This is a genomic window from Aliivibrio sp. EL58 (assembly GCF_900312675.1).
GTDB lineage: Bacteria > Pseudomonadota > Gammaproteobacteria > Enterobacterales > Vibrionaceae > Aliivibrio.
This window is the reverse complement of the sequence record NZ_OMPC01000010.1, coordinates 1-26557: the sequence shown is the minus strand read 5'-3', so window position 1 is coordinate 26557 and position 26557 is coordinate 1. Positions and strand designations below refer to the sequence as shown.

Annotated in this window: 16 protein-coding genes, 4 tRNA genes and 2 rRNA genes; 9 read left to right on the top strand and 13 right to left on the bottom strand. The window is 40.8% G+C overall.

Translation table 11 applies throughout. From position 1 onward, the window contains the following. Positions 1-8 precede the first annotated feature (8 nt). From ED622_RS17245 to hemL, 9 genes are all read right to left on the bottom strand, one after another. Positions 9-1004, bottom strand: coding sequence for an ABC transporter ATP-binding protein (locus ED622_RS17245; RefSeq protein WP_122036208.1), 996 nt, complete (start codon positions 1002-1004; stop codon positions 9-11). Between the two features lie 22 nt (positions 1005-1026). Beyond that, a complete protein-coding gene (locus ED622_RS17240; protein WP_060994148.1) occupies positions 1027-2010 on the bottom strand; it encodes an ABC transporter ATP-binding protein in 984 nt (327 codons plus the stop codon). Position 2011: 1 nt separating this feature from the next. Continuing rightward, entirely contained in the window at positions 2012-3037 is a 1026-nt protein-coding gene (locus ED622_RS17235; protein WP_122036206.1) for an ABC transporter permease, read from the bottom strand. 2 nt (positions 3038-3039) lie between these two features. After that, the gene (locus tag ED622_RS17230) at positions 3040-4026 is read right to left on the bottom strand and encodes an ABC transporter permease (protein WP_122036204.1); all 987 of its coding nucleotides are present in this window, start codon (positions 4024-4026) and stop codon (positions 3040-3042) included. 147 nt (positions 4027-4173) lie between these two features. Beyond that, positions 4174-5847, bottom strand: a complete 1674-nt coding sequence (locus ED622_RS17225) for an ABC transporter substrate-binding protein (protein WP_122036202.1) — start codon at positions 5845-5847, stop codon at positions 4174-4176. A 615-nt stretch (positions 5848-6462) separates the two neighbouring features. Next, positions 6463-9840, bottom strand: coding sequence for a response regulator (locus tag ED622_RS17220; RefSeq protein WP_122036200.1), 3378 nt, complete (start codon positions 9838-9840; stop codon positions 6463-6465). Positions 9841-10003: 163 nt separating this feature from the next. Next, positions 10004-11023, bottom strand: coding sequence for a 16S rRNA (guanine(1207)-N(2))-methyltransferase RsmC (rsmC, locus tag ED622_RS17215; RefSeq protein WP_122036198.1), 1020 nt, complete (start codon positions 11021-11023; stop codon positions 10004-10006). 125 nt (positions 11024-11148) lie between these two features. Beyond that, positions 11149-12234, bottom strand: coding sequence for an AI-2E family transporter (locus ED622_RS17210; RefSeq protein ID WP_122036196.1), 1086 nt, complete (start codon positions 12232-12234; stop codon positions 11149-11151). Between the two features lie 265 nt (positions 12235-12499). Next, the gene (hemL, locus tag ED622_RS17205) at positions 12500-13795 is read right to left on the bottom strand and encodes a glutamate-1-semialdehyde 2,1-aminomutase (RefSeq protein ID WP_122036194.1); all 1296 of its coding nucleotides are present in this window, start codon (positions 13793-13795) and stop codon (positions 12500-12502) included. Positions 13796-14028: 233 nt separating this feature from the next. Here hemL and erpA point away from each other — a divergent pair, with 233 nt between their 5' ends. The 3 genes from erpA (at position 14029) to ED622_RS17190 (ending at position 18727) form a co-directional block, all read left to right on the top strand. Further along, positions 14029-14370, top strand: a complete 342-nt coding sequence (erpA, locus tag ED622_RS17200; RefSeq protein WP_045101254.1) for an iron-sulfur cluster insertion protein ErpA — start codon at positions 14029-14031, stop codon at positions 14368-14370. 139 nt (positions 14371-14509) lie between these two features. After that, the gene (locus ED622_RS17195) at positions 14510-15622 is read left to right on the top strand and encodes an efflux RND transporter periplasmic adaptor subunit (RefSeq protein ID WP_122036191.1); all 1113 of its coding nucleotides are present in this window, start codon (positions 14510-14512) and stop codon (positions 15620-15622) included. A 9-nt stretch (positions 15623-15631) separates the two neighbouring features. Continuing rightward, positions 15632-18727: an efflux RND transporter permease subunit gene (locus ED622_RS17190; RefSeq protein ID WP_122036189.1), complete on the top strand. Its 3096-nt coding sequence runs from the start codon at positions 15632-15634 to the stop codon at positions 18725-18727. Between the two features lie 62 nt (positions 18728-18789). Here ED622_RS17190 and ED622_RS17185 read toward each other — a convergent pair whose 3' ends face one another. The 4 genes from ED622_RS17185 to mtnN form a co-directional block, all read right to left on the bottom strand. After that, positions 18790-20097, bottom strand: coding sequence for a peptidoglycan DD-metalloendopeptidase family protein (locus ED622_RS17185; protein ID WP_174213462.1), 1308 nt, complete (start codon positions 20095-20097; stop codon positions 18790-18792). Between the two features lie 180 nt (positions 20098-20277). Then, positions 20278-20889: a TRIC cation channel family protein gene (locus tag ED622_RS17180; protein ID WP_122036185.1), complete on the bottom strand. Its 612-nt coding sequence runs from the start codon at positions 20887-20889 to the stop codon at positions 20278-20280. 44 nt (positions 20890-20933) lie between these two features. Then, positions 20934-21887, bottom strand: a complete 954-nt coding sequence (locus ED622_RS17175; RefSeq protein WP_122036183.1) for a cobalamin biosynthesis family protein — start codon at positions 21885-21887, stop codon at positions 20934-20936. Between the two features lie 64 nt (positions 21888-21951). After that, complete coding sequence (gene mtnN, locus ED622_RS17170) at positions 21952-22647, bottom strand: 5'-methylthioadenosine/S-adenosylhomocysteine nucleosidase (RefSeq protein WP_122036181.1); 696 nt, start codon at positions 22645-22647, stop codon at positions 21952-21954. A gap of 446 nt (positions 22648-23093) precedes the next feature. On the opposite strand from mtnN, the gene ED622_RS17165 reads away from it, so the two are divergent. From ED622_RS17165 to ED622_RS17140, 6 genes are all read left to right on the top strand, one after another. Continuing rightward, positions 23094-24651, top strand: a 16S ribosomal RNA gene (locus tag ED622_RS17165). 96 nt (positions 24652-24747) lie between these two features. Further along, positions 24748-24823: transfer RNA gene (locus ED622_RS17160), tRNA-Glu, on the top strand. 2 nt (positions 24824-24825) lie between these two features. Then, positions 24826-24901: transfer RNA gene (locus ED622_RS17155), tRNA-Lys, on the top strand. Positions 24902-24926: 25 nt separating this feature from the next. Further along, positions 24927-25002 (top strand) — tRNA-Ala (locus ED622_RS17150). A gap of 31 nt (positions 25003-25033) precedes the next feature. Beyond that, a tRNA-Val gene (locus ED622_RS17145) sits at positions 25034-25109 on the top strand. Between the two features lie 270 nt (positions 25110-25379). After that, a 23S ribosomal RNA gene (locus tag ED622_RS17140) occupies positions 25380-26557 on the top strand; the annotation flags it as partial.

Below are 26557 nucleotides of genomic sequence, written 5' to 3'. Positions count from 1 at the left end.
TAATGAAATTAATTTTCGTATAAGTAACAACGAACAAAATGGTTGTCTGACAGTTTTGTTATGCCAGGCATACGTTCTTTACATTTTTCTGTTACGTGAGTACAACGGCCAGCAAATGGGCAGCCTGCTGATTCTGGAGTCCAAAGAGGGATCTCCCCTTTATTTCCCTTCAACTTGGTGTGGATCGATTTGCTTGGATCTGGCACCGCTGACACTAATAGCTGTGTATATGGGTGCTGAGGATCGTGAATAATTTCATCAGTGTCACCCCATTCAACCATGTGCCCTACGTACATTACCGCGAGATCTTCTGCGATATAACGAGCGGTTGCGATATCGTGCGTGATGTAAAGTAGAGACATTTCTTTCTCAAACTTCATCTCTTCCATTAGGTTAAGAACACCTGCACGGATAGAAACATCAAGCATTGATGTAGGCTCATCAGCAAGAACAACTTCAGCACCTACAGCAATATTTCGAGCAAGGTTGACACGTTGACGTTGACCACCTGAAAGCTGGTGCGGGAACTTAGCCGCGGTTTCTTTTGGTGGGATCAAACCAACTTGCTCTAGAAGATCATAAACACGATCTTCAAGTTCTTTTTGATTGCCAGATGTGACTTTCTTATGAATAAGAAGTGGTCGAGCAATATGATGGAAAATATTATGGGTTGGGTTTAAAGAACCAAATGGGTCTTGCCATACCATTTGTACGCCTTCACGATATTTCATGAGATCATTTTTCTTAACGATATCTTGAATATCACGGCCTTTGTATTCAATAACGCCGTCTGTTGGTGCGTACATTTTTGCGATCATTTTTGCAGTGGTGGATTTACCAGAACCAGATTCACCTACAACAGAAAGACCACGACTTTTGTACATCTTGAATGATACGTCGTTGATTGCTCGCATCATTGGGTTTTTAAGTGCGTTACTACTTACAGGGAAATCTTTAACTAGATTTTTGCCTTCAATCAGTAGTTCGCCAAATGCTTTGCTCATAATTTACTCCAGAAAATCCGTTTTATGCTTTTGCTTGTGCAATTGTCTCACCATAAAGGTGGCAATTTGACAAGTGACCAGGCTCAATCTGACGAAGCTGCGTAGGAATCGTACGACATGCTTCGTGTACACGATCACAACGAGACTGGAAGCGACAACCTTGCGGAATCTCTAATAAATTAAGAGGGTTTCCAGGGATACCTGTTAATTTTGTTTTTGGTCCCGTTAGTGGTGGGAATGAACTACCCAGCCCTTTTGTATATGGGTGGTAAGGAGAGGTTAAGATCTCTTTTGAAGAAGCAACCTCGATCAATTCACCTGAGTACATGATCCCAATACGATCTGAGAACTCAACCATTAGTGATAAATCATGCGTAATGAATAGAATAGAGAAACCAAACTCTTCTTTTAGCGCATAAATTTTCTGTAAAATCTCACGTTGAACCACAACATCTAGTGCCGTTGTTGGTTCGTCCATGATGATCATTTTAGGGTTTAGTGCTAATGCAATTGCAATAACCAAACGCTGACGCATACCACCAGAGAATTGGTGAGGATAATCACTTAAACGACTCGGATGAATATCAACAATTTCCAATAAACCTTGAGCGCGAGTAATTGCTTGCTCACGAGTCATTGTGGTATGGCGCATGATTACATCACAAAACTGCTCTTCCATCGGAAGTACTGGGTTTAATGCGTTCATGGCACTTTGGAATACCATTGACATCTCACTCCAACGGAAAGCCTGCATTTGTGGGTCGCTATATTTTAAGATGTCTTGTCCATCAAATATAACCTCACCACCGGTGATGAATGCTGGCGGCTTATGTAGGCGCATTAAAGAGAATGCAATAGTTGATTTACCACAACCTGATTCACCAGCTAGACCAAAGACTTCACCTTTACCGATGTCAAAACTCACATTGTTTACAGCACGCACATCACCTGATTCAGTAATGTAATCCACACATAGATTGCGGATAGAAATTTGTGGGTCAGTCATATCAATCTTCCCTGTTCCAATTTAATACTGGTTTAGCTAAATCTGGTTTACGTTCATTCGTATCTTGAGTGGCTAATTTCTTCCAACGTTTCATTCCTTTGTGAGAACGAAGTTGTGGGTTAGCAATTTCATCAACAGCGAAGTTAAGCATTGCAAGGCCGACAGCTAGAAGAGTCAGTGCCATACAAGGAGCGATTAGTTCCCACCATGCGCCAATTAAGATAGATGAAGACGTTTGCACGTTGTACAGCATGATGCCCCAGCTAATCGTACTTGGGTCACCTAGACCTAAGAATGAAATCGTTGCTTCCATCATAATTGCGTACATTACAGAGCCAATGAAACTTGCACCTACGATTGAGATAAGATTTGGCAGAATCTCAACAAAGATGATGCGCCATGATGATTCACCTAGTACTTCAGCAGCTCTTACAAATTCTTTTTCACGTAATGCTAAGGTCTGAGAGCGTATTACACGTGCGCCCCAAGCCCAGGACGTACACCCGATTATGAGGGCTATGGTCATAGGGCCAGCTTCACCAATAAAGGCAGCAAGCACGAACAACAATGGATACTGAGGAATAACCAGCATGATGTTCATTGCAGCCGTTAAGATGTCATCAACCTTGCCACCGAAGTAACCCGCAGAGATCCCGATAACAGTTGCTAAGAAACACACCACTAAACCTGCACTAAAGCCAACCGCTAGTGATACACGAGCACCATGAGCAAGTTGAGACCAAACATCACGACCCATACGTGTCGTTCCCATTACGTGGTCTGCCTTTTTAGACATCAATAATGTACGACGGTCAGTTGCTAAGTTTTCAGAAACCCAACCATCTGGGTTGTTTTGTGCAGACGTTACAACGAAACTTGGGTATTCATGTGGTTTACCTGTGCGTTTATCTGGAGCGTGGTCACTAAGAAATGGGGCGAACACAGCAACAAAGATAAACATGAATAGGATACCTAAACCAAACAGTGACTTAGGGTTACCAGAAAGAAGTTTAATTAAGCCTTTCATTATTATTTTCCTCCCTTGCGTAGGCGAGGGTCTAGAACAACGTATAACATGTCAGCAAGAAGGTTAAAGAACAACATGAACAGAGTCATGATAAGTAGCTGACCTTGAAGAACTTGGTAGTCACGAGACGTAATTGCATTAAACAATACTGAACCAAGGCCTGGGTAGTTAAAGATAATTTCAACGATAAGTTGACCACCAATAGCCATACCAAGAGACATAGATAGAGCGGTAACACTTGGAAGCATTGCGTTACGTGCTGCGTAGTTAAATACAACTCGGTTTTCGCTTAATCCCTTTCCTTTTGCCATGGTGATGTAATCTTCACCTAACAGGTTAATCATGTTGTTACGCATGTTGATTAAGAAACCACCAATTTGAACAACTGAAGCACAGATCAATGGAAGAATGGCATGATAAGCGACGTCTTTTATGAATACCCAACTAGTCCAGTCAGGAATAACTCCGGGAGTATACGCATACCCTGTAGGGAACCATTTTAATCCGACGGCAAAGGTAAACATGGCAAGCATTGCGATAACCACTTGCGGCACGGCTTGAATAACCAGCATCCCTGGAGAGATAAATGTGTCATATGCACTACCGCGTTTCCAAGCAGCAAAAATACCTAAGATTGAACCTAGAGAGAAAGACAGAATAACTGCTGTACCAGCTAGGAAAAGAGACCAACCAAATGCGCCACCTAATAGTGTGTTTACACTTAGAGGGTAGAATTTGATAGAAGTACCTAGTTCCCAAGTTAGAATGTTTTTGATGTAGATAAAGTATTGTTGATAAAGAGGGCCATCAACAAAACCTAGCAATTGTTTCATAGCTTCGATACGCTCAGGAGTTACCTGAGTGGTGGCATTCGCAAACATCATGACAACAGGGTCACCTGGCATTGCTCGCGGAATGATAAAGTTAATCGTTGCAGCAACGACCAACGCAATAAAATAGAACGATAAACGTCTTAGAAAAAATCCCATAACTCACACCTTACTCATCCAGATATTATTTGCCTGACCTGGAAATCAGGACGCAAAATCCCCTGACGACAAGCGCCAATCCTTTAGCTAGTAGGGAAGGGGAGAATAGGCGGTGCACAAGATATGCACCGCAAAAGTTGTTACATATTACTTAACAGGTTTTAGGTCAAGAACGTGTAGAAGACGCTCAGGAATACCAGCCCAGATGTTTGGACGGCCCTTAGGATTCTTCTCGTTCCACCAACCAGTGAAGCGTTGTGTATTATATTGGTACATGTAAGCACCAGACATAATAGGAAGAGTTACTTGGTTTTCAGCGATGATTTTCTGAATACCGTGAGCGATTTCGATTTGCTCGTCTTTATCAGCTGTTTTGTAGAAGCTATCAAGTAGGGCATCTAGTTTCGCATCTTTGAAGTAATGCATTGCGAAACGAGGCATACCATCGCCTTCTTGTAGTGCTGAGTTATATGCACTGTTCCAGTATAGGTGTGGATCAGCACCGTGGAAGTAGTTGGTATAAGCTAAGTCGTATGTGCCTTCTAGCATTGCTTGGTTATAAACCGCAAATTCAGGAGTACGCGCTTTTGTTTTAATACCCACTTCATCTAATTGCTCAACAGCAAGTTGTACTGTGTTATTGAAATCAGTCCAACCATTTGGTGATTGAATTAGAAGCTCAAATGATTTACCAGATGGAGTATCAACATAACCATCGCCATTTACATCTTTAAAGCCAGCTTTAGCTAATTGTTTCTTAGCTGCTTCAACGTTGTAAGTATTGAATTTCTTGTATTTATTATGAATATCTTCATCAGACCAAGCTTCAAACGCATAACCTAGGCCAGATGCGAAGTCATTGACAGTACCGCCACCATAGAATGCGATGTCGATGATAGTTTGACGGTCAAGTGCCATACCCATAGCGCGACGGAATTCAACGTTAGTTAACGCTTCATTTTTTGCTGCATCTGGGTTTTTAAAGTTAACCATCAATGCTTGTGTACCTGATGGCGGGTACCAGTATTGGTGATTAGGATTTGCTGAAGCGTAAGTACGATCGATATCTGGAATGAAAGATGAAGTCCAATCCAGTTCAGAGTTTACGATTTTACCAAGTAGTTGGTCGTTGTTTGCAATTTGAGGAACACGCAAACAGTCAACATCTAGGTTATCGTTGTCCCAGTAATTCGGGTTACGACACTGAATGTAAAGTTGTGGTGTAAACGTATCGATTTCAGTGAAAGGACCAGTACCTACTGGATTTTCATTGGTAAATGTTGTTGGGTTTTTAACTTTAGACCAAATATGTTCTGCAACTACTGGTACCAATGAGATTTCATAAGGTACGTTTGAGTTAGCTTCAGATAGGCTGAATTTAACTTGGTATTCATTCAAACGTTCAACTTTTGTAACCCACTTATTAATACCACGTTGGTCAAGCTCTGGCTTGTCCTTCAATAGTTGGTAAGAGTAGATAACATCGTCAGCTGTGAATTTTTCACCATCAGACCATTTAACGCCTTTACGAATGTCAAAAGTTACACTCATTAGGTCATCAGACATACGGAAGTCTTCCGCAAGACGCATTACTGGTTCATTACCATGCATCTCATTAAAGATAACTAATGGTTCGTAAACAAAATCAGTTGTTGTACGAAGATTAGTTGCTAAGTATGGGTTAAAGTTTTGAATCATTGTAGGGTAGAAATCAGGTACTACTGTTAGCTCACTGCGAGCTGCTGCATCTGTAGCAGCAAAACCAGTTGTTGCTGCTAATACTGCAGCAGCTAGTGTAGTTTTTTTAATATTGGCAAGCATAGCTGTTCCTTACTCTTTGCTTTAGTTTCACGATATATACGTCTTTATCAATCTGATAAACACACATTTTAGGCTTACCTCAAATCCATTTTTTAAATTACCTTTACCATGGTTTTTGAGTGGTCTGTAGGCCTTGGGCATGTATAGGAAAACGTTTTCTGCTTAAAACGTCAATTTAGATTCCCGTTAAAAACGTCAAAGTTGGGTTTTGCTACGTTAAAATTGTTGTTTTCCTATGTTTTGCCCATATTTCGCACACTAACACCAGTGTGATGCATGTTCAATATATGAAGTACTGTAAAGGCAAAAGTTAGTGCGTACTTACCCCCTTTATTATGATGTGTATATGGTTTTCCTACTTGTTTGATAGAGAGTGATTGCGATCACGTGTGACTTAGGTCCGTAAATTTATCGCTAAAATTATCAGGTTAGGTTTGTTGTGATTCGCTTCTCATTCTTACGACAAATATAGATTTCACTGAGTAAAACACGGTTTTTTATTATATTTTTTGTTGTTTTTAACGAATGTAAAAGCAGTTAATTTGTGCTGTGAAATAGTATGGATATAAAAAAAACCCGTATAAAAATACGGGTTTAATTTAATTACTTTAATGATTAACTCGATGAGATTAAAGCCTGAAGTTTATCCTTTATTCTTATTAGTTTTTCTCTTTCTTGGTTATGCTCACTACAGTGTGTAAGGATATATTCTAATGTACTCACAACAGTTCGCCATCGCGGTGTTTTAGGCAAAGACTCTACTCGTAAGTACTTATCTAAAGTTCGAGTTTGCAGTGTGCTTCTATCAAGATAAACGCGCCATAACCCACTTTCCTCTGCAAGAGTAAATTTAGTTTGTCCTGTTGAGTCTTCCCAATATTGAAGAGCAGAAATCATTCCATCAACAATGAGCTCTCGCATAATCGTTCCTTTATCTTCTTTATTCTCATTGGCTTTAATGGCTAACTGAGCAATATCGCCCCCCATAATAGATAAAGAATCAAGTTTCTGTTTATCGCCATCAAAAGCAAACGCAGAGAGCGCTTCTACGGCACTTTCTAAGTCATGAATACGTTGATCGCTCGCTTCATTTTTATGGCTCACCACAAGCATGATAGATAAGCCTGAAGCGACAGGAAGATGCAATAGGTCAGCATTAATTTGCTTTATTGCACCATCAATATAGACGTCAATATTACCTCTATAATTTTGCTCACTTTCAATTAAGCTGCGTTTAGCGATTAACTCATCAATAGAATATCGAGACAGTTGCTCTTCTGTTCGTAAGAAAAGTTTTGCTGCCGCTTGGTTCACATATTGAATTTTGCCATCAGATTTCGCACAAATGATGGCTTCTTGTGCGTGAGTTAACTGTCCTAGTATATGACCTTGGGTTTCAAGTAAGCTGGTTTCTACTTTCTCGCGATGACGGATCTCTTGTTGTAGTCTGTCATTTTCAGTCAACCTTCCCTCAGCTTGGCTGGCTTGTAAGTGAGCTTTAATTCTAGCGGCCAGTTCTTGCTTATTGAATGGTTTAGTTAAGTAGTCATTGGCCCCTGATTCAAAGCCTCGTACTCTATCTTGGGTTTGATTTAATGCGGTGAGCATAATAATAGGCAGCTGGGAGTGGTTGTATGTTTGCCTAATTGATTGGCAAACTTCATAGCCACTCATTCCTGGCATCATTACGTCTAAGAGAAGCAATTCTGGTTTTTCTTCTTCTAAGGCTTGCAGGGTTTCAGGACCATCATTAACTGTTTTCACGCGATAGCCTTCAAGTTTGAGGAAGCTACTTAATACTTGTAGGTTGATAGGTTCATCATCAGCAACTAATAGCAGAGGGCCATCAGGGTTCTCTGGGAGTTCTTCTGTCAGATCATCTAAGTTGTATTCTAATTTTTCAGGGTTTTGGAAATGAGCGATATCTTCTTTGGTTAATAATTTATGTTGTTGTATCTGTTCTTTACTGGCTAAAGGTACAGTAAAGCTAAAAGTAGCACCAACCATTGGCTGACTACTTACATATAAAGAACCACCCATTAACTCAATAAGTTGACGACTAATAGATAGACCCAACCCAGAGCCTTGTCTGTAGCGATTAGAGTCATGACCTGCTTGGATCAGAGGTTCAAAAATATGTTCTAATTCATCGGCTGGGATCCCATGCCCTGTATCAACCACTTGCACACGCAAGAATTGGTCAACAACACTGGCTGAAATAACAATTTTCCCTTCTGAAGTATATTTAATCGCATTACCAATTAAGTTATACAGAACTTGCTCAAGGCGCTGTTCATCGGCATAAACAGAAGGTAATGATTTATCAACTTGGTTAATAATACGGATGGGTTTATTACCAAGTAAATGCTGCGATAATTCAAGAACGAGACTTGTGGCAGAAGAAAGATCAGCGACATGACGGTGAATATCTAAATTACCATGGCGCATTTTATGATAATCCAATAAATCATTAACTAGGTTAGTGAGTCGTTGACCACTATTAATTATGATTTCTAATTGATGACGATGAGAGGCTGATATAGGGCCATTAGCGCCAGTATAAAGAGCTTCTGCAATACCAACCATGCCATGCAGTGGGGTTCTTAGCTCATGAGAGGTTGTTGCTAAGAATTCATCTTTTAATTTATCAGCGGCTTCTAATTCACTGTTTTTATTTTTGATAATAGCAAGGTTTGCTTCTAGCTCTTTATTTTGAGCTTTGATCAGTTGAATCTTTTCTCTTATTGATCGTTGCATTCGTGCAAAACTTACCGCAAGACGGCCAATCTCATCTTTTCTATCGGTACTGATCATATCTTGATCTAAATCTCCTGCGGATACTCGTTCTGCAGCCCAAGTAAGACGTAGCAAAGGAGCCGTAATTGAGTTAGATAAGAAATGAGAGGCGATGACAACACTGACGATAGCGATGATCATAGCAATAATAAAAATGTGCTCTAATTGCTGAATACGAGCAAAGGCTTCATTTTCAGGTAACTCAACAGATAATCCCCAAACATGATTATCAATATTAATTGGAGCAAATGCAGCTAATACTTTCTGACCATTTTTATCTATAAAACTGCCAACGTTAGTTTTACCTGACAGTGCCGCTATTATATTTTGAGTTAAGTTTTTGTTCGTGTCGTTATTGCTAATTCGAGAATAAGAATCTTCACCAACAAAATAGGTTTTAGTTGAACTATTTTCTTTATTATCTAGCAGCGTAGATAGACCTGTATTCGGTAATTTAAATAAAGCAAAGCTATGTAAGTACCCTTGTTGAACGATAGGTGCAGCAAACCATGCGGTACTTTCATCATTAATGTAAGAGAAATCAGAGAATATAACGGGAATATTGTCTTGGTTGTTTGGTTTATCCATCATTTCACGTACTTTGCTGTACGTATGCTCAAGTGCGGTGCCTTTATATTTACCGCTGAGTAAATTAGTACCGTAGTTGTCTTCTTTTTTAGTTGAGTACACAACATTACCATCAATATCCACTAATAAGATATCGGTAAAATCAGAACGCTTTAGTAACTCTTGGTAAGCCCAGTGATATCGTTTATGCAAAAGACGATAGCGTTCACTGCCAATATAGGAATCTGATTCTGGCAAAATACTGGTGCGAATCTTATTTCCTGACCCTTCTATATACCTTAATTGTGCGTTTTTTCTCGCATTCTCAATCGATGAGCCTAAATGCGGAAACGCACTGATTAAGCCATAAAATCGGCCACCACTCGCATTGGCTAATTCTGAACGTGCAAAGCCTAAAACTTCTGACTTTCGAGCTTTAAAGTAGTTTGTTACTTGCTGTTCTTTATTGTCTCTCAAAGAAACAAGGTGAGCTGTACTTTGAGTCGCTAGATCTTGGCTGTGCGATTGAAGAAAGAAGATAGCGATAATTGATAGGGGAGTAATACTCAATGCAAGAAATGCAATCATTAACGTATGTTGAAGACGTTTAAAGTGTTGTTTTTTATCCATGTTAAGCCTGATTTACACTGTTGTCCATTCAGCGGAATTGACACAATTAACGTGTCAGTAAGTATTTGGTAGTGAAATTTTAACGAGAAACTCTGCTGCTTCTTATACGTAAGTTACGTTAAAAATCAAGCAGCAGAATAGTAAGTTGCGGCGGGGTGCTAGATTATTTTTGTGCGGAGTAGATCTTAAATTTATTATTTTTAGCTAATGTTGTGCATTCACCAAAGGCTTTTTCAATAATTGGAGGATATTGTAAGAAGCTATTCGCCACTAAAATTAATTGCCCATGATGGGTTAAATTTTGTGGTGCTTTTGCTAGTAACTCTTCTGTTGAAGAATAGTGAGTTTTCAAACCGGCATGAAACGGAGGGTTACTCACAATAAATTGGTAATTTTCTTTAGTATTAGAATAAACATCACTGGCGAAGACATTACCTTCAAGATCGTTTGCTTTTAAAGTCTCAATTGATGAGGCAATAGCGAGCGCGCTGATATCAACCATATCTAAATGAATCTTAGGATTTAATGTTTTCATTACTGAGCCTAAAACACCGGCACCACAACCAAAATCAAGGACGTGTCCACGCAATGATGGCAGTGTTTGTAGTAGTAATTCAGAACCTTTGTCAAATTCACCATGGCTAAATACGCCAGGTAGGCTTCTTACTTCAATAGTGTGCTCTTCAAATTGAACTTGGTACTCTTTAAACCAATCTTGTTGATTGAAACTTGGTACTGATTCAGTGCATTGCCCCCAGTAAAAGCTGCAACGACGAGCAGAATCAAATTTAGTGATTGGTCCAAAATCGGCAAACATTTTTTCAATGCTTTTTACACCACTTCTGTTTTCACCAACGACAGCGATTTCAGTATCTTTACCTAGCTTGGCTAGAAGCATAGTCAGTAGATACTCAGCCTCAGCTTTTGCTTTTGGCCAATAAAGTAGGATCATATCGGCATTGGTATCTTTAGTTAACTCAGAACCAAAATGGCAGTCAATACTGTCATTGTTTTCAAATTGCTTATAGTAGCCATAGTTAGTCGTGAAAATTGACGTTGAAGCACAATGTTTGACTAACTCAAGTGGGAAATCATCAGTAAGTTCACCAGCAATGAGAACGTGTTTGCCTTCAAAATAAGCAAGTTGACGTTGAGTGATTTGACTTGGAGCTGAGTAAGACATAATGGCCTCGAAAGAATACAAAAACTGACGAGATTGTCCCACAAAGAAAGGGGAAGGAAAAGAAAAGTAAGAGGCTGTTTACGTGAGTAAAGAAATCCAGCCTCTATCTGATAAAGTTTACGGTGCTAATTCTTATCTTGTTGGTCTAAAAATTTTTTAAATTCAGTCTCATACATATTAAAAAGAACTAAAGTTAAAGCGAAAATAATAGGGCCATAAATTAAACCAATTAAGCCATATAAGTGAATACCGCCTAATAAAGAGAAGAAAATGAGTAACGTATTCATTCCTGAGTTACCTTGCATCAATAATGGTCGTACGATGTTATCAATCGAACCTACAACCAGAACTCCCCACGCGGTTAAGAAAATAGCCCATTCCCATTGGTTCGTTAAAAGTAGATAAATCGTTGCAGGTACCCAAATAAGAGCAGTACCAACAACAGGAATGAAAGAGGCAAATCCCATCATTGTTCCCCAGAATAAGCCAGGGAAACCAGCTAACCACATAGCAAAACCACCAGCTAAACCTTGGGCTATAGCGGTTAAGAATGATCCAAGAATCGCTGATTTTGAAACCTCTTCAATTTCATTCAATAAGCGATCTTCTTGGCTTCTTGAAAGAGGCAATACATGGCGAAATGCTGAGATAATTTTGTCTTGATCTCGTAATAAGAAGAAGAGAACGAATAGCATTAAGAAGAAATTCACGAGTACATTTGTCACATCACCCAATATTTGAGCACTGACGCCAACCACTTTTGTTCCTACTTGAGAAGCAAGTTGAGCCACTTTTTGAGTGATTTCAGCAGGGTCAATAGCATCAAAAGGGAGATGCTTATTAATAAACGCTAATATTTGCGCGACAATCGGGTGTTCAAATAAAGTCTGAACGCCACCTTCTGTGACCCAGTGATAAGCGTCTTTAGAGAAGGTTGCTCCTTGCTGCACAATGGCAACAAAGACAAAAAATAAGGGAATAGCAATAATAAAGGTCAGGGCTGTACAAGATAAAATAGCCGCACTATTTGGGCTATTCGGTAGTTTTTCGCTGATTTTATTATGCAGAGGTGCAAATAACAGAGACATAATAAAGGCGAGAATAATAGGATTTAAATACGGCTGAATTAATAGAAAACACGCATAACCCGCGGCAAGTAAAGCAGCAATTAAAACCCAATGGCTAGAATTTAGTTTATTGAAATGAGACACATTATTCCCTTATGATGCGGTTAGCTATTTATAAATACTGACAGTTAGTTAAGTTATATAGGTACTTGGTTAGCTTAGCAAGAATAATGGAGAGTAACGATGGGCTGTTGTGATAAAGAGACGTGCAGTAGTAATAAAAAAAGAAAATTACCAGTTGTTCCTGTAATTATGATTGGACTAATAGTGATGGTGGTGTATTTCTGGCAATAAAAATGGCCTTCTCAATACAGAGTCGACCATTGATTAATTTCTTATCGTTTTAGATTTATTTTGCTTCTGAAGCCATTGTAGCAAAACAACGATCAGCGGCTTCTAGTGTCGCTTCAATCTCTTTTGGACCATGAGCTAAAGAAGTAAATCCAGCTTCAAATGCAGAAGGAGCAAGGTAAACACCGTGTTTTAGCATTAGATTGAAAAAACGTTTGAATTGTTCGATGTCGCACTTAGTTACGTCTTCGTAGGTTGTTACTGTTTCTTGCTCAGTAAAGAAGAAACCAAACATACCACCAACGTAATTTACAACCATTGGGATACCGTGTTTATTTGCTAGCTCTTTTAAGCCTAGTGCTAATTGCTTCGTCGTAGTAGCAAGGCGTTTTTCATTGCCTTCTTCTGTTAGTACTTTTAAACAAGCAAAACCAGCCGCCATTGCAACAGGATTACCAGAAAGGGTGCCCGCTTGATATACAGGACCTGTCGGAGCAATGTATTGCATTACTTCTTTGCTGCCACCAAAAGCGCCAACAGGCATACCGCCACCAATAACTTTACCAAGACAAGTTAGATCTGGTTTAATGTTGTAGTAACCTTGTGCGCAGTTTTCTGCAACACGGAAACCCGTCATTACTTCATCAAAAATCAATAACGCGCCTTCTTCATCACAGATCTGACGAAGACCTTCATGGAAACCTTCTACTGGTGGAATGCAGTTCATGTTGCCAGCAACAGGCTCAACAATAATACAAGCGATCTCACCTTTATTTGCAGCAAAGAGTTCACGAACAGACGCTAAGTCATTAAACGTTGCAGTTAGTGTGTACTTAGCAAAATCAGCAGGTACGCCAGGAGAGCTAGGTTGACCCAACGTTAATGCACCAGAACCTGCTTTTACAAGTAAGCTATCGGCATGACCGTGGTAACAGCCTTCAAACTTCATGATCTTATCACGGCTAGTGTAACCACGAGCAAGACGAATTGCGCTCATTGTTGCTTCCGTACCTGAACTTACCATACGAACTTGTTCCATTGATGGTACTAGTTCAGAGACAAGCTCAGCCATATTGATTTCAGTTTCAGTAGGAGCACCAAAACTTAAACCACGTTGTGCAGCAGATATTACGGCTTCACGAATAGCAGCATGGTTATGGCCAAGGATCATTGGACCCCAAGAGCCAACGTAATCAATATAAGCTTTTCCATCGGCATCAAAAATTAATGGGCCATCGGCACGCTCAATGAAAATTGGTGAGCCACCAACACCAGCAAAAGCACGAACAGGTGAATTAACGCCACCAGGGATTTTCTCTTGCGCTTTTGCAAATAGTTCTGCTGATTTGGTCATTACTTATATCCTCGTAGTAATCAATTGGACCAGTTGGCAGTTATTGTACCTAAATTGAATCAGAATGCTTGAGTTGATCGTATTAATCCCCATCTAATAAGTAAAAAATTATGCTGAATGAGAGCTAACTAGCTCTGTTACGCGTGATGGATGTATTGAATACTTGAATGAAACAGTCAGGTATTAGATAATCAGAATTAAAATAGAATTGGAAACCAATCTGAGAGGTTGAAATGAGTGATGTATCTGTGCCGTTAACGTTTTCTGATGTTGCTGCAGCAAAAGTAAAAACGTTAATAGCAGAAGAAGAAAACCCAAATCTAAAACTACGTGTATATATTACAGGTGGTGGCTGTAGTGGTTTCCAATACGGATTTACTTTTGATGAAGACGTAAACGAAGGCGATATGACGCTAGTAAATGATGGCGTAACTTTAGTTGTCGACCCAATGAGTTTACAGTACTTGATTGGCGGTGTTGTTGATTATACAGAAGGCCTAGAGGGTTCTCGCTTCTTTATTAATAACCCAAATGCGACAACAACATGTGGTTGTGGCGCATCATTTAGTGTGTAACTACTGAGATAGAAAGGTAAGTTGAGTACTCTCTACTTACCTTTTTTTATAAACTTACGATATAAAAGATAACTTAAACTTACAGTAAATCAGGATGTATTACTGTTTACCTACCTTCTAAGCACTAAGGATTGTTGCTATGGGTAAATACACATCTGCATTTTTCTCCTATCTTATTCACCGCCCTTGGATTATTTCTTCTTTTTTATTTTTGAGCTTATTTCTCTGGATAATGAGCGGTCCTTCTCATGCTGAAAATACAGAAAAAAAGTCAGATAACGTAGCCTTAAAAGTACCTTTAGCGAATGTTATTGTTGAGCGCTTCGAATCAACCCCCACCCATAAAACGATTTCATTATATGGAAGAACAGCGCCTGATCGTAAAACGATATTAGGGGCTCAAGTTGCTGCTCAAGTTGAAGATTTATTAGTAAGAAAAGGGGGTAGGGTTAAAAAAGGTCAACCGATTGCTCATCTAGATATGGCAGATCTTGATTTACGTTTAAGCCAAGCTAAAGCCATCTACTCTGTTCGTCTGAAAGAATTTAAAGCAGCAAAAGAGCTTCGCCGTAAAGGTCTACAAGGAGAAGTGGCTTTTAGTCAGGCAGAGGCCTCTTTGGCAGAAGCCAGAGCAAGCGTAAGAAATGCTGAACTCATCTTAAAAAATACCACAATCACAGCACCCTTTGATGGCATTGTTGAACACCTCTTTGTTGAAGTAGGTGACTTTGTCAGTCGTGGTGACCCTGTGGCAAAAGTGGTGGTATTAGATCCTTTAGTTATCGAAGTTAACGCCAGTGAAAGGCATATTGAGCAGATTAATAAAGGTCAAAAAGCAGAGGTATTCTTTATTAATGGTTCTTCAATTGAGGGTTATGTTCGTTATATATCGAGTGTTTCCTCATTGTCGACCAACACTTTTTCTGTTGAGGTTGAAATACCGAATGTTGGAGCAGAGATCTATGCAGGCATGAGTTCTGAAGTAGAAATAAACCTCGATCTTCAGTTGGCGTTAAAAGTCTCTCCTGCCATGTTAGCGCTAAATGAAGCGGGGGATTTAGGAGTAAAAACGGTTATTCAGAGTGAAGGGAATCCTGAGAGTGATCAGAAAGTAAAATTTGTACCGATCCAATTAGTAAAAGCAGAAGATGATGGTATTTGGTTAACAGGACTTGGTGATGAAGTCGACATTATTACTGTTGGGCAAGGATTTGTCCGTGATGATGATTTCATTCACGCTCAACGTAAGTAGGGACGTCATATGTTAGCTATTATTAATGCGGCATTAAGTCGTGCTCGAACTATGTTGATGCTACTTGTGTTACTGCTTGTGGCTGGCGTATCTACGTATATAGTCATTCCAAAAGAATCTAATCCAGACATCACGATACCTATTATTTATGTGTCGATGAGTCACCAAGGCATTTCGTCTGAAGATTCAGAACGTTTATTAGTTCGTCCAATGGAGCAAGAGTTACGCTCTATTGAAGGAATTAAAGAAATGACAGCTGTTGCTGGTGAAGGGCATGGTTCAGTGACATTAGAATTTAACGTGGGTACTGATTTAGATAAAGCGTTAATGGATGTAAGGGATGCGGTTGATTTGGTAAAGCCAGATTTACCAGAAGAGAGTGATGAACCAACTGTCAATGAAGTTACTTTAGCAGCAGAGCAAGCGGTGTTGTCTGTTGTCTTATATGGAACCGTTCCTGAGCGAACAACAGTACAAATAGCTCGTAAATTACGAGATAAGCTTGAAAGCTATAAGCAAATACTAGAAGTTGATATTGCTGGTGATCGGGAAGATGTGGTCGAAATTATTGTCGATCCTCTTTTATTGGAAAGTTACGGATTAGATCAAGCCGCTATTTATAACCTGATAGCACTGAATAATCGAGTGGTAGCCGCAGGGTTTGTTGATACCGGTTATGGACGATTCTCAGTTAAGGTGCCTTCTGTTTTTGATTCATTAAAAGATGTCCTTGAGCTACCGATTAAAGTGGATGGTAAGCAAGTTGTTACCTTTGGAGATATTGCAACGGTTCGAAAAGCCTTTAGAGACCCAAACAGTTACGCCCGGCTAAATGGTGAAAAGGCGATTGTTTTAGATATCAAAAAACGCTCAGGCGAAAATATTATTGAAACTGTTGAGATAGTAAAAGCGGTTTTAGCTGGTGCTCAAGAGCTTGATTCATGGCCAAATAATCTATTGGTAAAATACACATGGGATGAATCAAAAGACGTTAAGATCATGCTTAATGATCTGCAAAATAATATTCTTTCGGCTATCTTACTGGTTGTGATTGTTATTATTGCAATCTTGGGAGCAAGAACAGCACTTTTGGTCGGGATCTCGATCCCAGGATCATTTCTTACCGGCTTATTAATGCTGGCATTGTCGGGATTAACCATCAATATCGTGGTGTTGTTTTCTCTTATTATGGCCGTAGGGATGTTGGTTGATGGAGCGATCGTAGTTACAGAGTATGCTGATCGACGAATGCAAGAAGGGTCGCATCGCATTGATGCATATCGAGAAGCAGCACAGCGAATGGCTTGGCCGATCACCGCTTCTACAGCAACGACATTAGCCGCTTTTGCTCCTTTGCTATTTTGGCCAGATATTACGGGTGAGTTCATGAAGTACTTGCCTCTCACCTTAATCGCGACATTGAGTGCATCTCTTGTTATGGCTCTGCTGTTTGTCCCTGTTTTGGGGAGCTTATTTGGGAAGCCACAGCAAGTATTGCCACAAAAGAGAGAGAGCTTATATGCCCTGAGTCAGGGAGATTATAGTCAGGCTGAAGGAATTACAAAACTCTACTTCCATACGCTATCGATGGCATTAAAACACCCGTTTAAAATTTTACTGTTGGCAATTGTGCTAGCGGTTGGGATTGGTTTTACTTACGCTAAAGCCGGTTTAGGTGTCGTCTTCTTCCCTGATGTTGACCCTCCGTTCTTAACGGTCAAAGTGCGCTCTCATGGTGATCTCTCTATTAATGAAAAAGATAAATTAATGGTTGAGGTGCAAGACCAAATACTAGGGATGAAAGAGTTAGACAGTATTTACACTCGAACTGGAGGTGATGATGAGATTGGACAAATACAGATCACCCCAGTCGATTGGCAATATCGTCGACCAGTAAAAGAGATCATTAGTGATTTAAGGGCGCAAACAAAGGGTATTGCAGGTATTGAATTAGAGTTCAGTACGCCAAATGCAGGGCCTCCGAGTGAGCATGATTTAGTTATCGAACTCAGTGCTAGAAATGGCGATCAGCTTAATCAATCAGTCATGAAAGTGAGAGAGTGGATTGACGCTAATCCAGCCTTTACCAATGTAAGTGATACCTCGAATAAACAAGGAATTGATTGGAAAATAGATATTCGTCGAGATGATGCTGCGCGCTTTGGTGCTGATGCGACACTGGTTGGTAATACGGTGCAATTTGTTACGAATGGGCTCAAAATTGGTGATTACTTACCAGATGATAATGATGAACAAGTCGATATTCTTGTTCGTTTCCCTGAAGAGCATCGAGATATTGGGCGCTTTGATGAGTTAAGAGTAAAAACGGCAAATGGGCTGGTTCCCATTACGAATTTTGCGCGGATCATTCCGACTCATAAACAAGATACGATTCATCGAATTGATGGTCATCGGATCTTAACTGTTAAAGCAGATATGAGTGATGGCTATAACTTAAGTATTGAGTTACCAAAGATTGAATCAGCATTGAATTCTTTAGATTTACCTGAGGATGTTGAGTTTAAATTAAGAGGGCAAAATGAAGAGCAAAATAATTCAGCTAAATTTCTTCAAAATGCCTTTATTGTCGCTTTGGCTGTAATGGCAATTATCTTGGTAACGCAATTTAATAGTTTTTATCAGGCTTTTCTTATTCTGAGCGCAGTTTTATTTTCAACCGTTGGTGTTTTTGCTGGCTTGCTGATATTCCAGCGCCCATTTGGGATCATCATGTCTGGAATAGGGGTGATATCTTTGGCTGGGATCGTCGTAAACAATAATATTGTGCTTATTGATACCTACAATACGTTACGTAAAGAAGGGCTTGAAAAAGTAGATGCGATATTACAAACCGGTGTTCAACGCTTACGACCAGTGCTATTGACTACGGTGACAACGATCTTAGGTTTAATGCCAATGGTACTGGAAATGAATATTGATCTGGTAAGTCAAAAAGTGGAGTTTGGTGCACCTAGTACTCAGTGGTGGTCACAATTAGCAACGGCAGTCGCTGGGGGCTTAGCATTTGCGACGGTATTAACGTTAGTATTAACGCCTTGTTTATTGATGTTAGGCAGAGATAAAGCATACTCAAACGAGAGATAAAAATAATGCCTTACGATGTCATCAGATCATGACGTCGTAGGGCATTATCGTACTTTAACTTACTAGTGAGTTAGTACAGGGGGCTTGCCAACGATAAATTGGCTGTACTGCTCAAGTTGCTTTAGGCGTTCTTTTGCTACAAGTTCAAACTCTTTCTTATCGTTACCTGTTAATGATTTTGATTGTGGTAACGAGACTGTTCTAGCGTCTTTATGAACACCGTTAACTAAGAACTCATAATGTAAGTGAGGGCCAGTAACTCGGCCTGTACCACCAAGCGTACCGACAGTATCACCTTGTTTTACTCGTTGGCCTGCTTTTACATAACGTTTAGTCATGTGTAAATATTTAGTAATGTAGGTATTACTGTGGCGAATAAAGACATAGTTACCATTAAATCTATTGTAACCCGACTTATCTACGACACCATCACCCGCAGCCCAAATAGGCGTACCAACCGGTGCGACATAATCTGTACCTCTATGTGCTTTTCTTTGGCCAGTCACTGGGTGTAAGCGACGAGGATTAAAGTTAGAACTTACATAACGGAAGTTAATTGGAGAGCGTAAAAAGGCTTTTTTCATTGCTCTGCCATTTGGCTCGTAGAAATTGCCATTTTTATCATTACGAATAGCGGTAAAAGTATCTCCACGGTTGGTAAAAGAAGCAGCAATGATATTACCTTTGCCTGCGTATTCGCCTTCTACATATCGCTCTTCATAAAGAACTTTAAAGTTGTCACCTTCACGAATATCTAATGCAAAATCGATATCCCAACCAAAAATCCCCGCCAGTTCCATAATTTGGTTGGCATTTAAACCTGCAGTTATTGAAGCATTCCAGAAGTTGGATGTAATCGTTGCTTTGGTGTAGTTAAGTTGTGTTTCGATATCTTGTTTTTCAAATAAACCAAGATAGCTATCACCTACTTTGCTGATCCGAAATGTCTCAAATTTACTGATTGGACGGATAAGTTGAATTATTTCTTGGTTTTTGTTGAAGCCAAATTTTAATTTGTCTCCTGGGCGAAGCCGAGTGAGCTGATTTTCTATCTCTTTATCGCTGCTGGTTAAGTTATAAAGTTGACGAGCAGTTAAACCGACGCGGCTGAATAGTACAGAAGCACTTTCACCAGACTTTACAGTATAAGTTTCCCAAGAGAGTTGTTTATTTTTAGAGGCTTGCTCATGAGAAATAAGGGACTCTTGGCGAATTTCAATAGGGTATGTTTGTCCAACGGATAATTTATAAAAACCGGAATCTGGTGCGACAGAGTCTGGGATTGTCGCTACAGCAGCAACTATTCCAGCACTGCAAATACCAATAAGAATGCGATGGATAACAGGAATGCGAGTTAATTTAGATAATATCATTCGACTAATTAGGTAAAGAATTCATAAAAATAACGACATAGGAGTTTAGCTTGTTTTTAGGTTAACTGCTATGTGATGAAGTTATCGTTTTGTCACCTTTTAATAAAAAAAAGTTCAATAAATTTAAAATAAACAAGAAAAGCCAACTCAATAATGGAAAAGAGTTGGCTTAACGTTTTATTTATTAAGAGCGAAGGTCGGTAAGGATAAGTGCCAGCGAATGGCTGCGAGTCGAATGATTAGTGTTGTAGCTACGCCTAAAAGCATTGAGGTTGACCCTTCAATATCAAAGGCTAATGATGAAGTATGTACAATGCCTCCTAGTATACAAGCCGTTGCATAGACTTCACTTCTAAGAACCATAGGCACTTCACGAGCAAGTACATCGCGGATAATACCGCCACCGCAACCAGTAATTACTCCCATTATGACTGCAACCATAGGGTCTGCATTATATTTCAGTGCCTTTTCGACACCAATGCCAACGAAGACCGCTAAACCAATGGCATCTGATACTGGCAGGATATACCAAGGAAGACGTTTGGGCTTTCTGATGATTAACATGGTTAAAATGCAGGTAATAAAGATGACTAATAAATAGTTGGTATCCGTAATCCAGAAAACAGGGGTAGCGCCAAGCGCCATATCTCGAATCGTTCCTCCGCCAATAGCGGTAACACTAGCAAGTACAGTGACCCCAAAAGGGTCCATTTTTAATCTTCCTGCTAATAACACTCCTGAAATAGCAAAAATGGCGGTACCAAACATATCAATTATATAGATTAACATCTTGTCCTCTATGACTTACTGCATGATGTCGTTGAAATAAAAAGTTATAACCCATGTTTGATTATAACCATTAGGGTGCTTTGAATAATTAACCAGATAGCGATTCTCCAACTTAAAAAACGATGTATTTGCGCTAAATGAATCGCTGAAGGCGCAATTTTCCCTCCAAGTTTTGGGCGACTGATTTTCTTGCCTTGATAAATAACAGGACCGCCTAGAGAAAGCTCAAATTTTTTACCAATAATGATAAGTAGCCACGCATTATTTGTATTTGCCCAACTCTTACGTTGTTGGTTGAGTGTTTGAAGTGTTATTTGGAAATGCTTTCCAATAAGGCACAGCAAACTAAAAAGTTTGAGAGGAATAAAATCAAGAAAGGTTTGTATAGTTAATGCGGGATTACCAAAAGGTCTGAATGAATCTCGTGAAGGAGACCAAGCTCTTGCTAATTCTAATGATAGGCGATAGATAAATGCACCTATTCCTCCTGCAATACCGTACCAAAATAAAACACCGATAACCGTTCTTGCATAGCCTAAAATTATTGTTTCTGCACTTGCTTTACCTAAGCCCAATAAAGATAAAGGTTCAACCTCTCTATTGATCCACGGTTGTAGTGCTTTTTTTGCGTCTTTCTTATTGTCTTGATTAATTGCTTGAATCGTTGCTTTGCAGAGTTTTTCAACCCCTCGCCATTCTAATGAAATAAGCAATAGACCTAAATTAAATAGCGGAAGGTTCCAAGCGATTGGTTGAGCGGCAATACACACAATAAATGCAGGAATGATCATTAACGTCCAAGCTAGAAAGCCAGAAAGAAGGCGTTGTTGGTAAGAGCGAGCTGTATTTACTTTTGTGGCTAACAGTTCAGCGAATTTCCGCCAGATAGTCATTGGGTGTGCATGTACGGGAATAGGCAGAAGTAAATGAAATAATAATGCTCCCCATAAAACCAATAGAGAGTAATCAGCAATGAGTAGAGATAATTTTTCAGACATATATGTTTACTATATAGAGGGAAAGAATTGAGCTAACTAATTTGCTAGCTCAATTACGTTGCAATTATTTTAGCAATGCGACCATTTTAGTCACCATTTCTGATGAGCTTTGCGCTGCAAGAGGTAAAAACTCCTCAAAGCTCATTGGTGATTCTTTATCAGCGACATCTGAAATTGCACGAACAACAACAAATGGAATTTCAAACTGGTGGCAAGTTTGAGCAATTGCTGATGCTTCCATTTCAACAGCGATAACTGATGGGAAGTGAGTGCGGATAAATGCTTGACGCTCTGGAGTACATACAAAAGCATCACCAGTACAGATTAAGCCACGTACAGCGTGTTTATTTTCCATTTGTGTTAATGCTTGCTCTGCCACAGACATTAATTTCTCGTCGGCTTTGAAAGCAGCTGGTTGCTGTGCCATTTGACCCATTTCGTAACCAAAAGCAGTTACGTCTGCATCATGGTGACGTACTTCTGTTGAAATTACGACATCACCAAGATTTAGTGATGAATCAAACCCACCAGCTGAACCTGTGTTTAGTACAAGATCTACATTATGATCTGAAATAAGTAATGTTGTACCTACTGCAGCAGCAACTTTACCAATACCAGATTGTAGCAATACAACGTCAGCGCCAGATAATGTACCTGTATGGAAAGTACATCCTGCTTTTGTTGTTGTCGTTAAGCCTTCAATCTGTTCTTTTAGAATGGCAACTTCTTGTTCCATTGCACCAATAATGCCGATTTTCATGTGTATATCTCAATAAAGTTTGAATAGATGATAATTGTAACATAGCTATTAAAGAGTGAGGAGCTAAGAGTAATGAGGTTAATCACGTATAAAATGGTGTTTTTAGATTGATATTTGCTCGGATTGTTTAATTATTATTCGAACGGTATTGTTTTTAATAAAAAGCCTTGCACGAAATTCTGAATTGCCTATACTGCGCATCCACTGACACGGAGCGAGTGATTCAAATCACAGTATGCCTTGTTAGTTTGCTCTTTAAAAATTTGAAACCTATTAATCTGTGTGGGCACTTGTGAGTTGATAATCACTAGTTTGCTTTTACTTTTCGAAGTGAATTCAAACAAAATAATCAATGAACTGAGTGGCTACACAAAATTACTTTTATGTAACAATCAGTATTAATCATTGAGTCGATATCCTTTCTGCTGAAAGGTATCAAAAAACTTTAATTGAAGAGTTTGATCATGGCTCAGATTGAACGCTGGCGGCAGGCCTAACACATGCAAGTCGAGCGGTAACAGAAATTAGCTTGCTAATTTGCTGACGAGCGGCGGACGGGTGAGTAATGCCTGGGAATATGCCTTAGTGTGGGGGATAACTATTGGAAACGATAGCTAATACCGCATAATGTTTTTGTTCATTACGGACAGGAACCAAAGAGGGGGATCTTCGGACCTCTCGCGYYAAGATTAGCCCAGGTGAGATTAGCTAGTTGGTGGGGTAAGAGCTCACCAAGGCGACGATCTCTAGCTGGTCTGAGAGGATGATCAGCCACACTGGAACTGAGACACGGTCCAGACTCCTACGGGAGGCAGCAGTGGGGAATATTGCACAATGGGCGAAAGCCTGATGCAGCCATGCCGCGTGTATGAAGAAGGCCTTCGGGTTGTAAAGTACTTTCAGTCGTGAGGAAGGGTGTGTAGTTAATAGCTGCAYATCTTGACGTTAGCGACAGAAGAAGCACCGGCTAACTCCGTGCCAGCAGCCGCGGTAATACGGAGGGTGCGAGCGTTAATCGGAATTACTGGGCGTAAAGCGCATGCAGGTGGTTCATTAAGTCAGATGTGAAAGCCCGGGGCTCAACCTCGGAACCGCATTTGAAACTGGTGAACTAGAGTGCTGTAGAGGGGGGTAGAATTTCAGGTGTAGCGGTGAAATGCGTAGAGATCTGAAGGAATACCAGTGGCGAAGGCGGCCCCCTGGACAGACACTGACACTCAGATGCGAAAGCGTGGGGAGCAAACAGGATTAGATACCCTGGTAGTCCACGCCGTAAACGATGTCTACTTGGAGGTTGTGGCCTTGAGCCGTGGCTTTCGGAGCTAACGCGTTAAGTAGACCGCCTGGGGAGTACGGTCGCAAGATTAAAACTCAAATGAATTGACGGGGGCCCGCACAAGCGGTGGAGCATGTGGTTTAATTCGATGCAACGCGAAGAACCTTACCTACTCTTGACATCCAGAGAATTCGCTAGAGATAGCTTAGTGCCTTCGGGAACTSTGAGACAGGTGCTGCATGGCTGTCGTCAGCTCGTGTTGTGAAATGTTGGGTTAAGTCCCGCAACGAGCGCAACCCTTATCCTTGTTTGCCAGCACGTAATGGTGGGAACTCCAGGGAGACTGCCGGTGATAAACCGGAGGAAGGTGGGGACGACGTCAAGTCATCATGGCCCTTACGAGTAGGGCTACACACGTGCTACAATGGCGCATACAGAGGGCTGCAAGCTAGCGATAGTGAGCGAATCCCAAAAAGTGCGTCGTAGTCCGGATCGGAGTCTGCAACTCGACTCCGTGAAGTCGGAATCGCTAGTAATCGTGAATCAGAATGTCACGGTGAATACGTTCCCGGGCCTTGTACACACCGCCCGTCACACCATGGGAGTGGGCTGCAAAAGAAGTGGGTAGTTTAACCTTCGGGAGGACGCTCACCACTTTGTGGTTCATGACTGGGGTGAAGTCGTAACAAGGTAGCCCTAGGGGAACCTGGGGCTGGATCACCTCCTTAAACGATAGATTGCGATTTATGAGTGTTCACACAGATTGATTAGGTTAAAAACGTAAAGAAGCAATAGAAGGTGCCCAACACCTTCAAATATCCAGTGTCCCGTTCGTCTAGAGGCCTAGGACACCGCCCTTTCACGGCGGTAACAGGGGTTCGACTCCCCTACGGGATACCATTGGGTCGTTAGCTCAGTTGGTAGAGCAGTTGACTTTTAATCAATTGGTCGCAGGTTCGAATCCTGCACGACCCACCATTTCCTCCCAAGGAAATAAAAATATGGGGCTATAGCTCAGCTGGGAGAGCGCCTGCCTTGCACGCAGGAGGTCTGCGGTTCGATCCCGCATAGCTCCACCATTCTTTCTCACGAAGGAATTAAAACTTTCGTGGGCGATTAGCTCAGTTGGGAGAGCACCTCCCTTACAAGGAGGGGGTCACTGGTTCGAGCCCGGTATCGCCCACCATCTTTAAGTATTCTCCCTGAGAGTCTTTAAAAATGGTTTCGAAAGAAACATTGCTCTTTAACAATTTGGAAAGCTGACTGATTTAACTRACTTACGAGTTAGATAAATCAAAATTTAAAAGTTCTTAATATCTTTTGTTTATCTTTTAGATAAACAAAYTAAAAACACATTCAAGTGTTCTTGTATTTTGAATCCGGCGAAAAACCAGAACTCGCAATGACGAGTTCAACCTTGGTTGTTTATGCCATACGAAACCTCTTGGGGTTGTATGGTTAAGTGACTAAGCGTACACGGTGGATGCCTTGGCAGTCAGAGGCGATGAAAGACGTATTAACTTGCGATAAGCGTAGATTAGGTAGTAAAAACCATTTGAGTCTACGATTTCTGAATGGGGAAACCCACTAGCATAAGCTAGTATCGCTGCGTGAATACATAGCGCAGCGAGGCAAACCGGGAGAACTGAAACATCTAAGTACCCCGAGGAAGAGAAATCAACCGAGATCCCGAAAGTAGCGGCGAGCGAAATTGGGTTAGCCCTTAAGCTTTTAATGAGACAGGTGAAGGCTCTGGAAAGTGCCGCGATACAAGGTGATAGCCCTGTAACCGACATCTCATCATCAGTGAAAACGAGTAAGGCGGGACACGTGATATCCTGTCTGAATATGGGGGGACCATCCTCCAAGGCTAAATACTACTGACTGACCGATAGTGAACCAGTACCGTGAGGGAAAGGCGAAAAGAACCCCTGTGAGGGGAGTGAAATAGAACCTGAAACCGTGTACGTACAAGCAGTAGGAGCATACTTGTTATGTGACTGCGTACCTTTTGTATAATGGGTCAGCGACTTATATTCAGTGGCAAGGTTAACCGTTTAGGGGAGCCGTAGGGAAACCGAGTCTTAACTGGGCGTTCAGTCTCTGGATATAGACCCGAAACCAAGTGATCTAGCCATGGGCAGGTTGAAGGTTGAGTAACATCAACTGGAGGACCGAACCGACTAATGTTGAAAAATTAGCGGATGACTTGTGGCTAGGGGTGAAAGGCCAATCAAACTTGGAGATAGCTGGTTCTCCCCGAAATCTATTTAGGTAGAGCCTCGGACGAATACTACTGGGGGTAGAGCACTGTTAAGGCTAGGGGGTCATCCCGACTTACCAACCCTTTGCAAACTCCGAATACCAGTAAGTACTATCCGGGAGACACACGGCGGGTGCTAACGTCCGTCGTGGAGAGGGAAACAACCCAGACCGCCAGCTAAGGTCCCAAAGTTATAGCTAAGTGGGAAACGATGTGGGAAGGCTCAGACAGCCAGGATGTTGGCTTAGAAGCAGCCATCATTTAAAGAAAGCGTAATAGCTCACTGGTCGAGTCGGCCTGCGCGGAAGATGTAACGGGGCTAAGCTATACACCGAAGCTGCGGCAGTACAATTTATTGTGCTGGGTAGGGG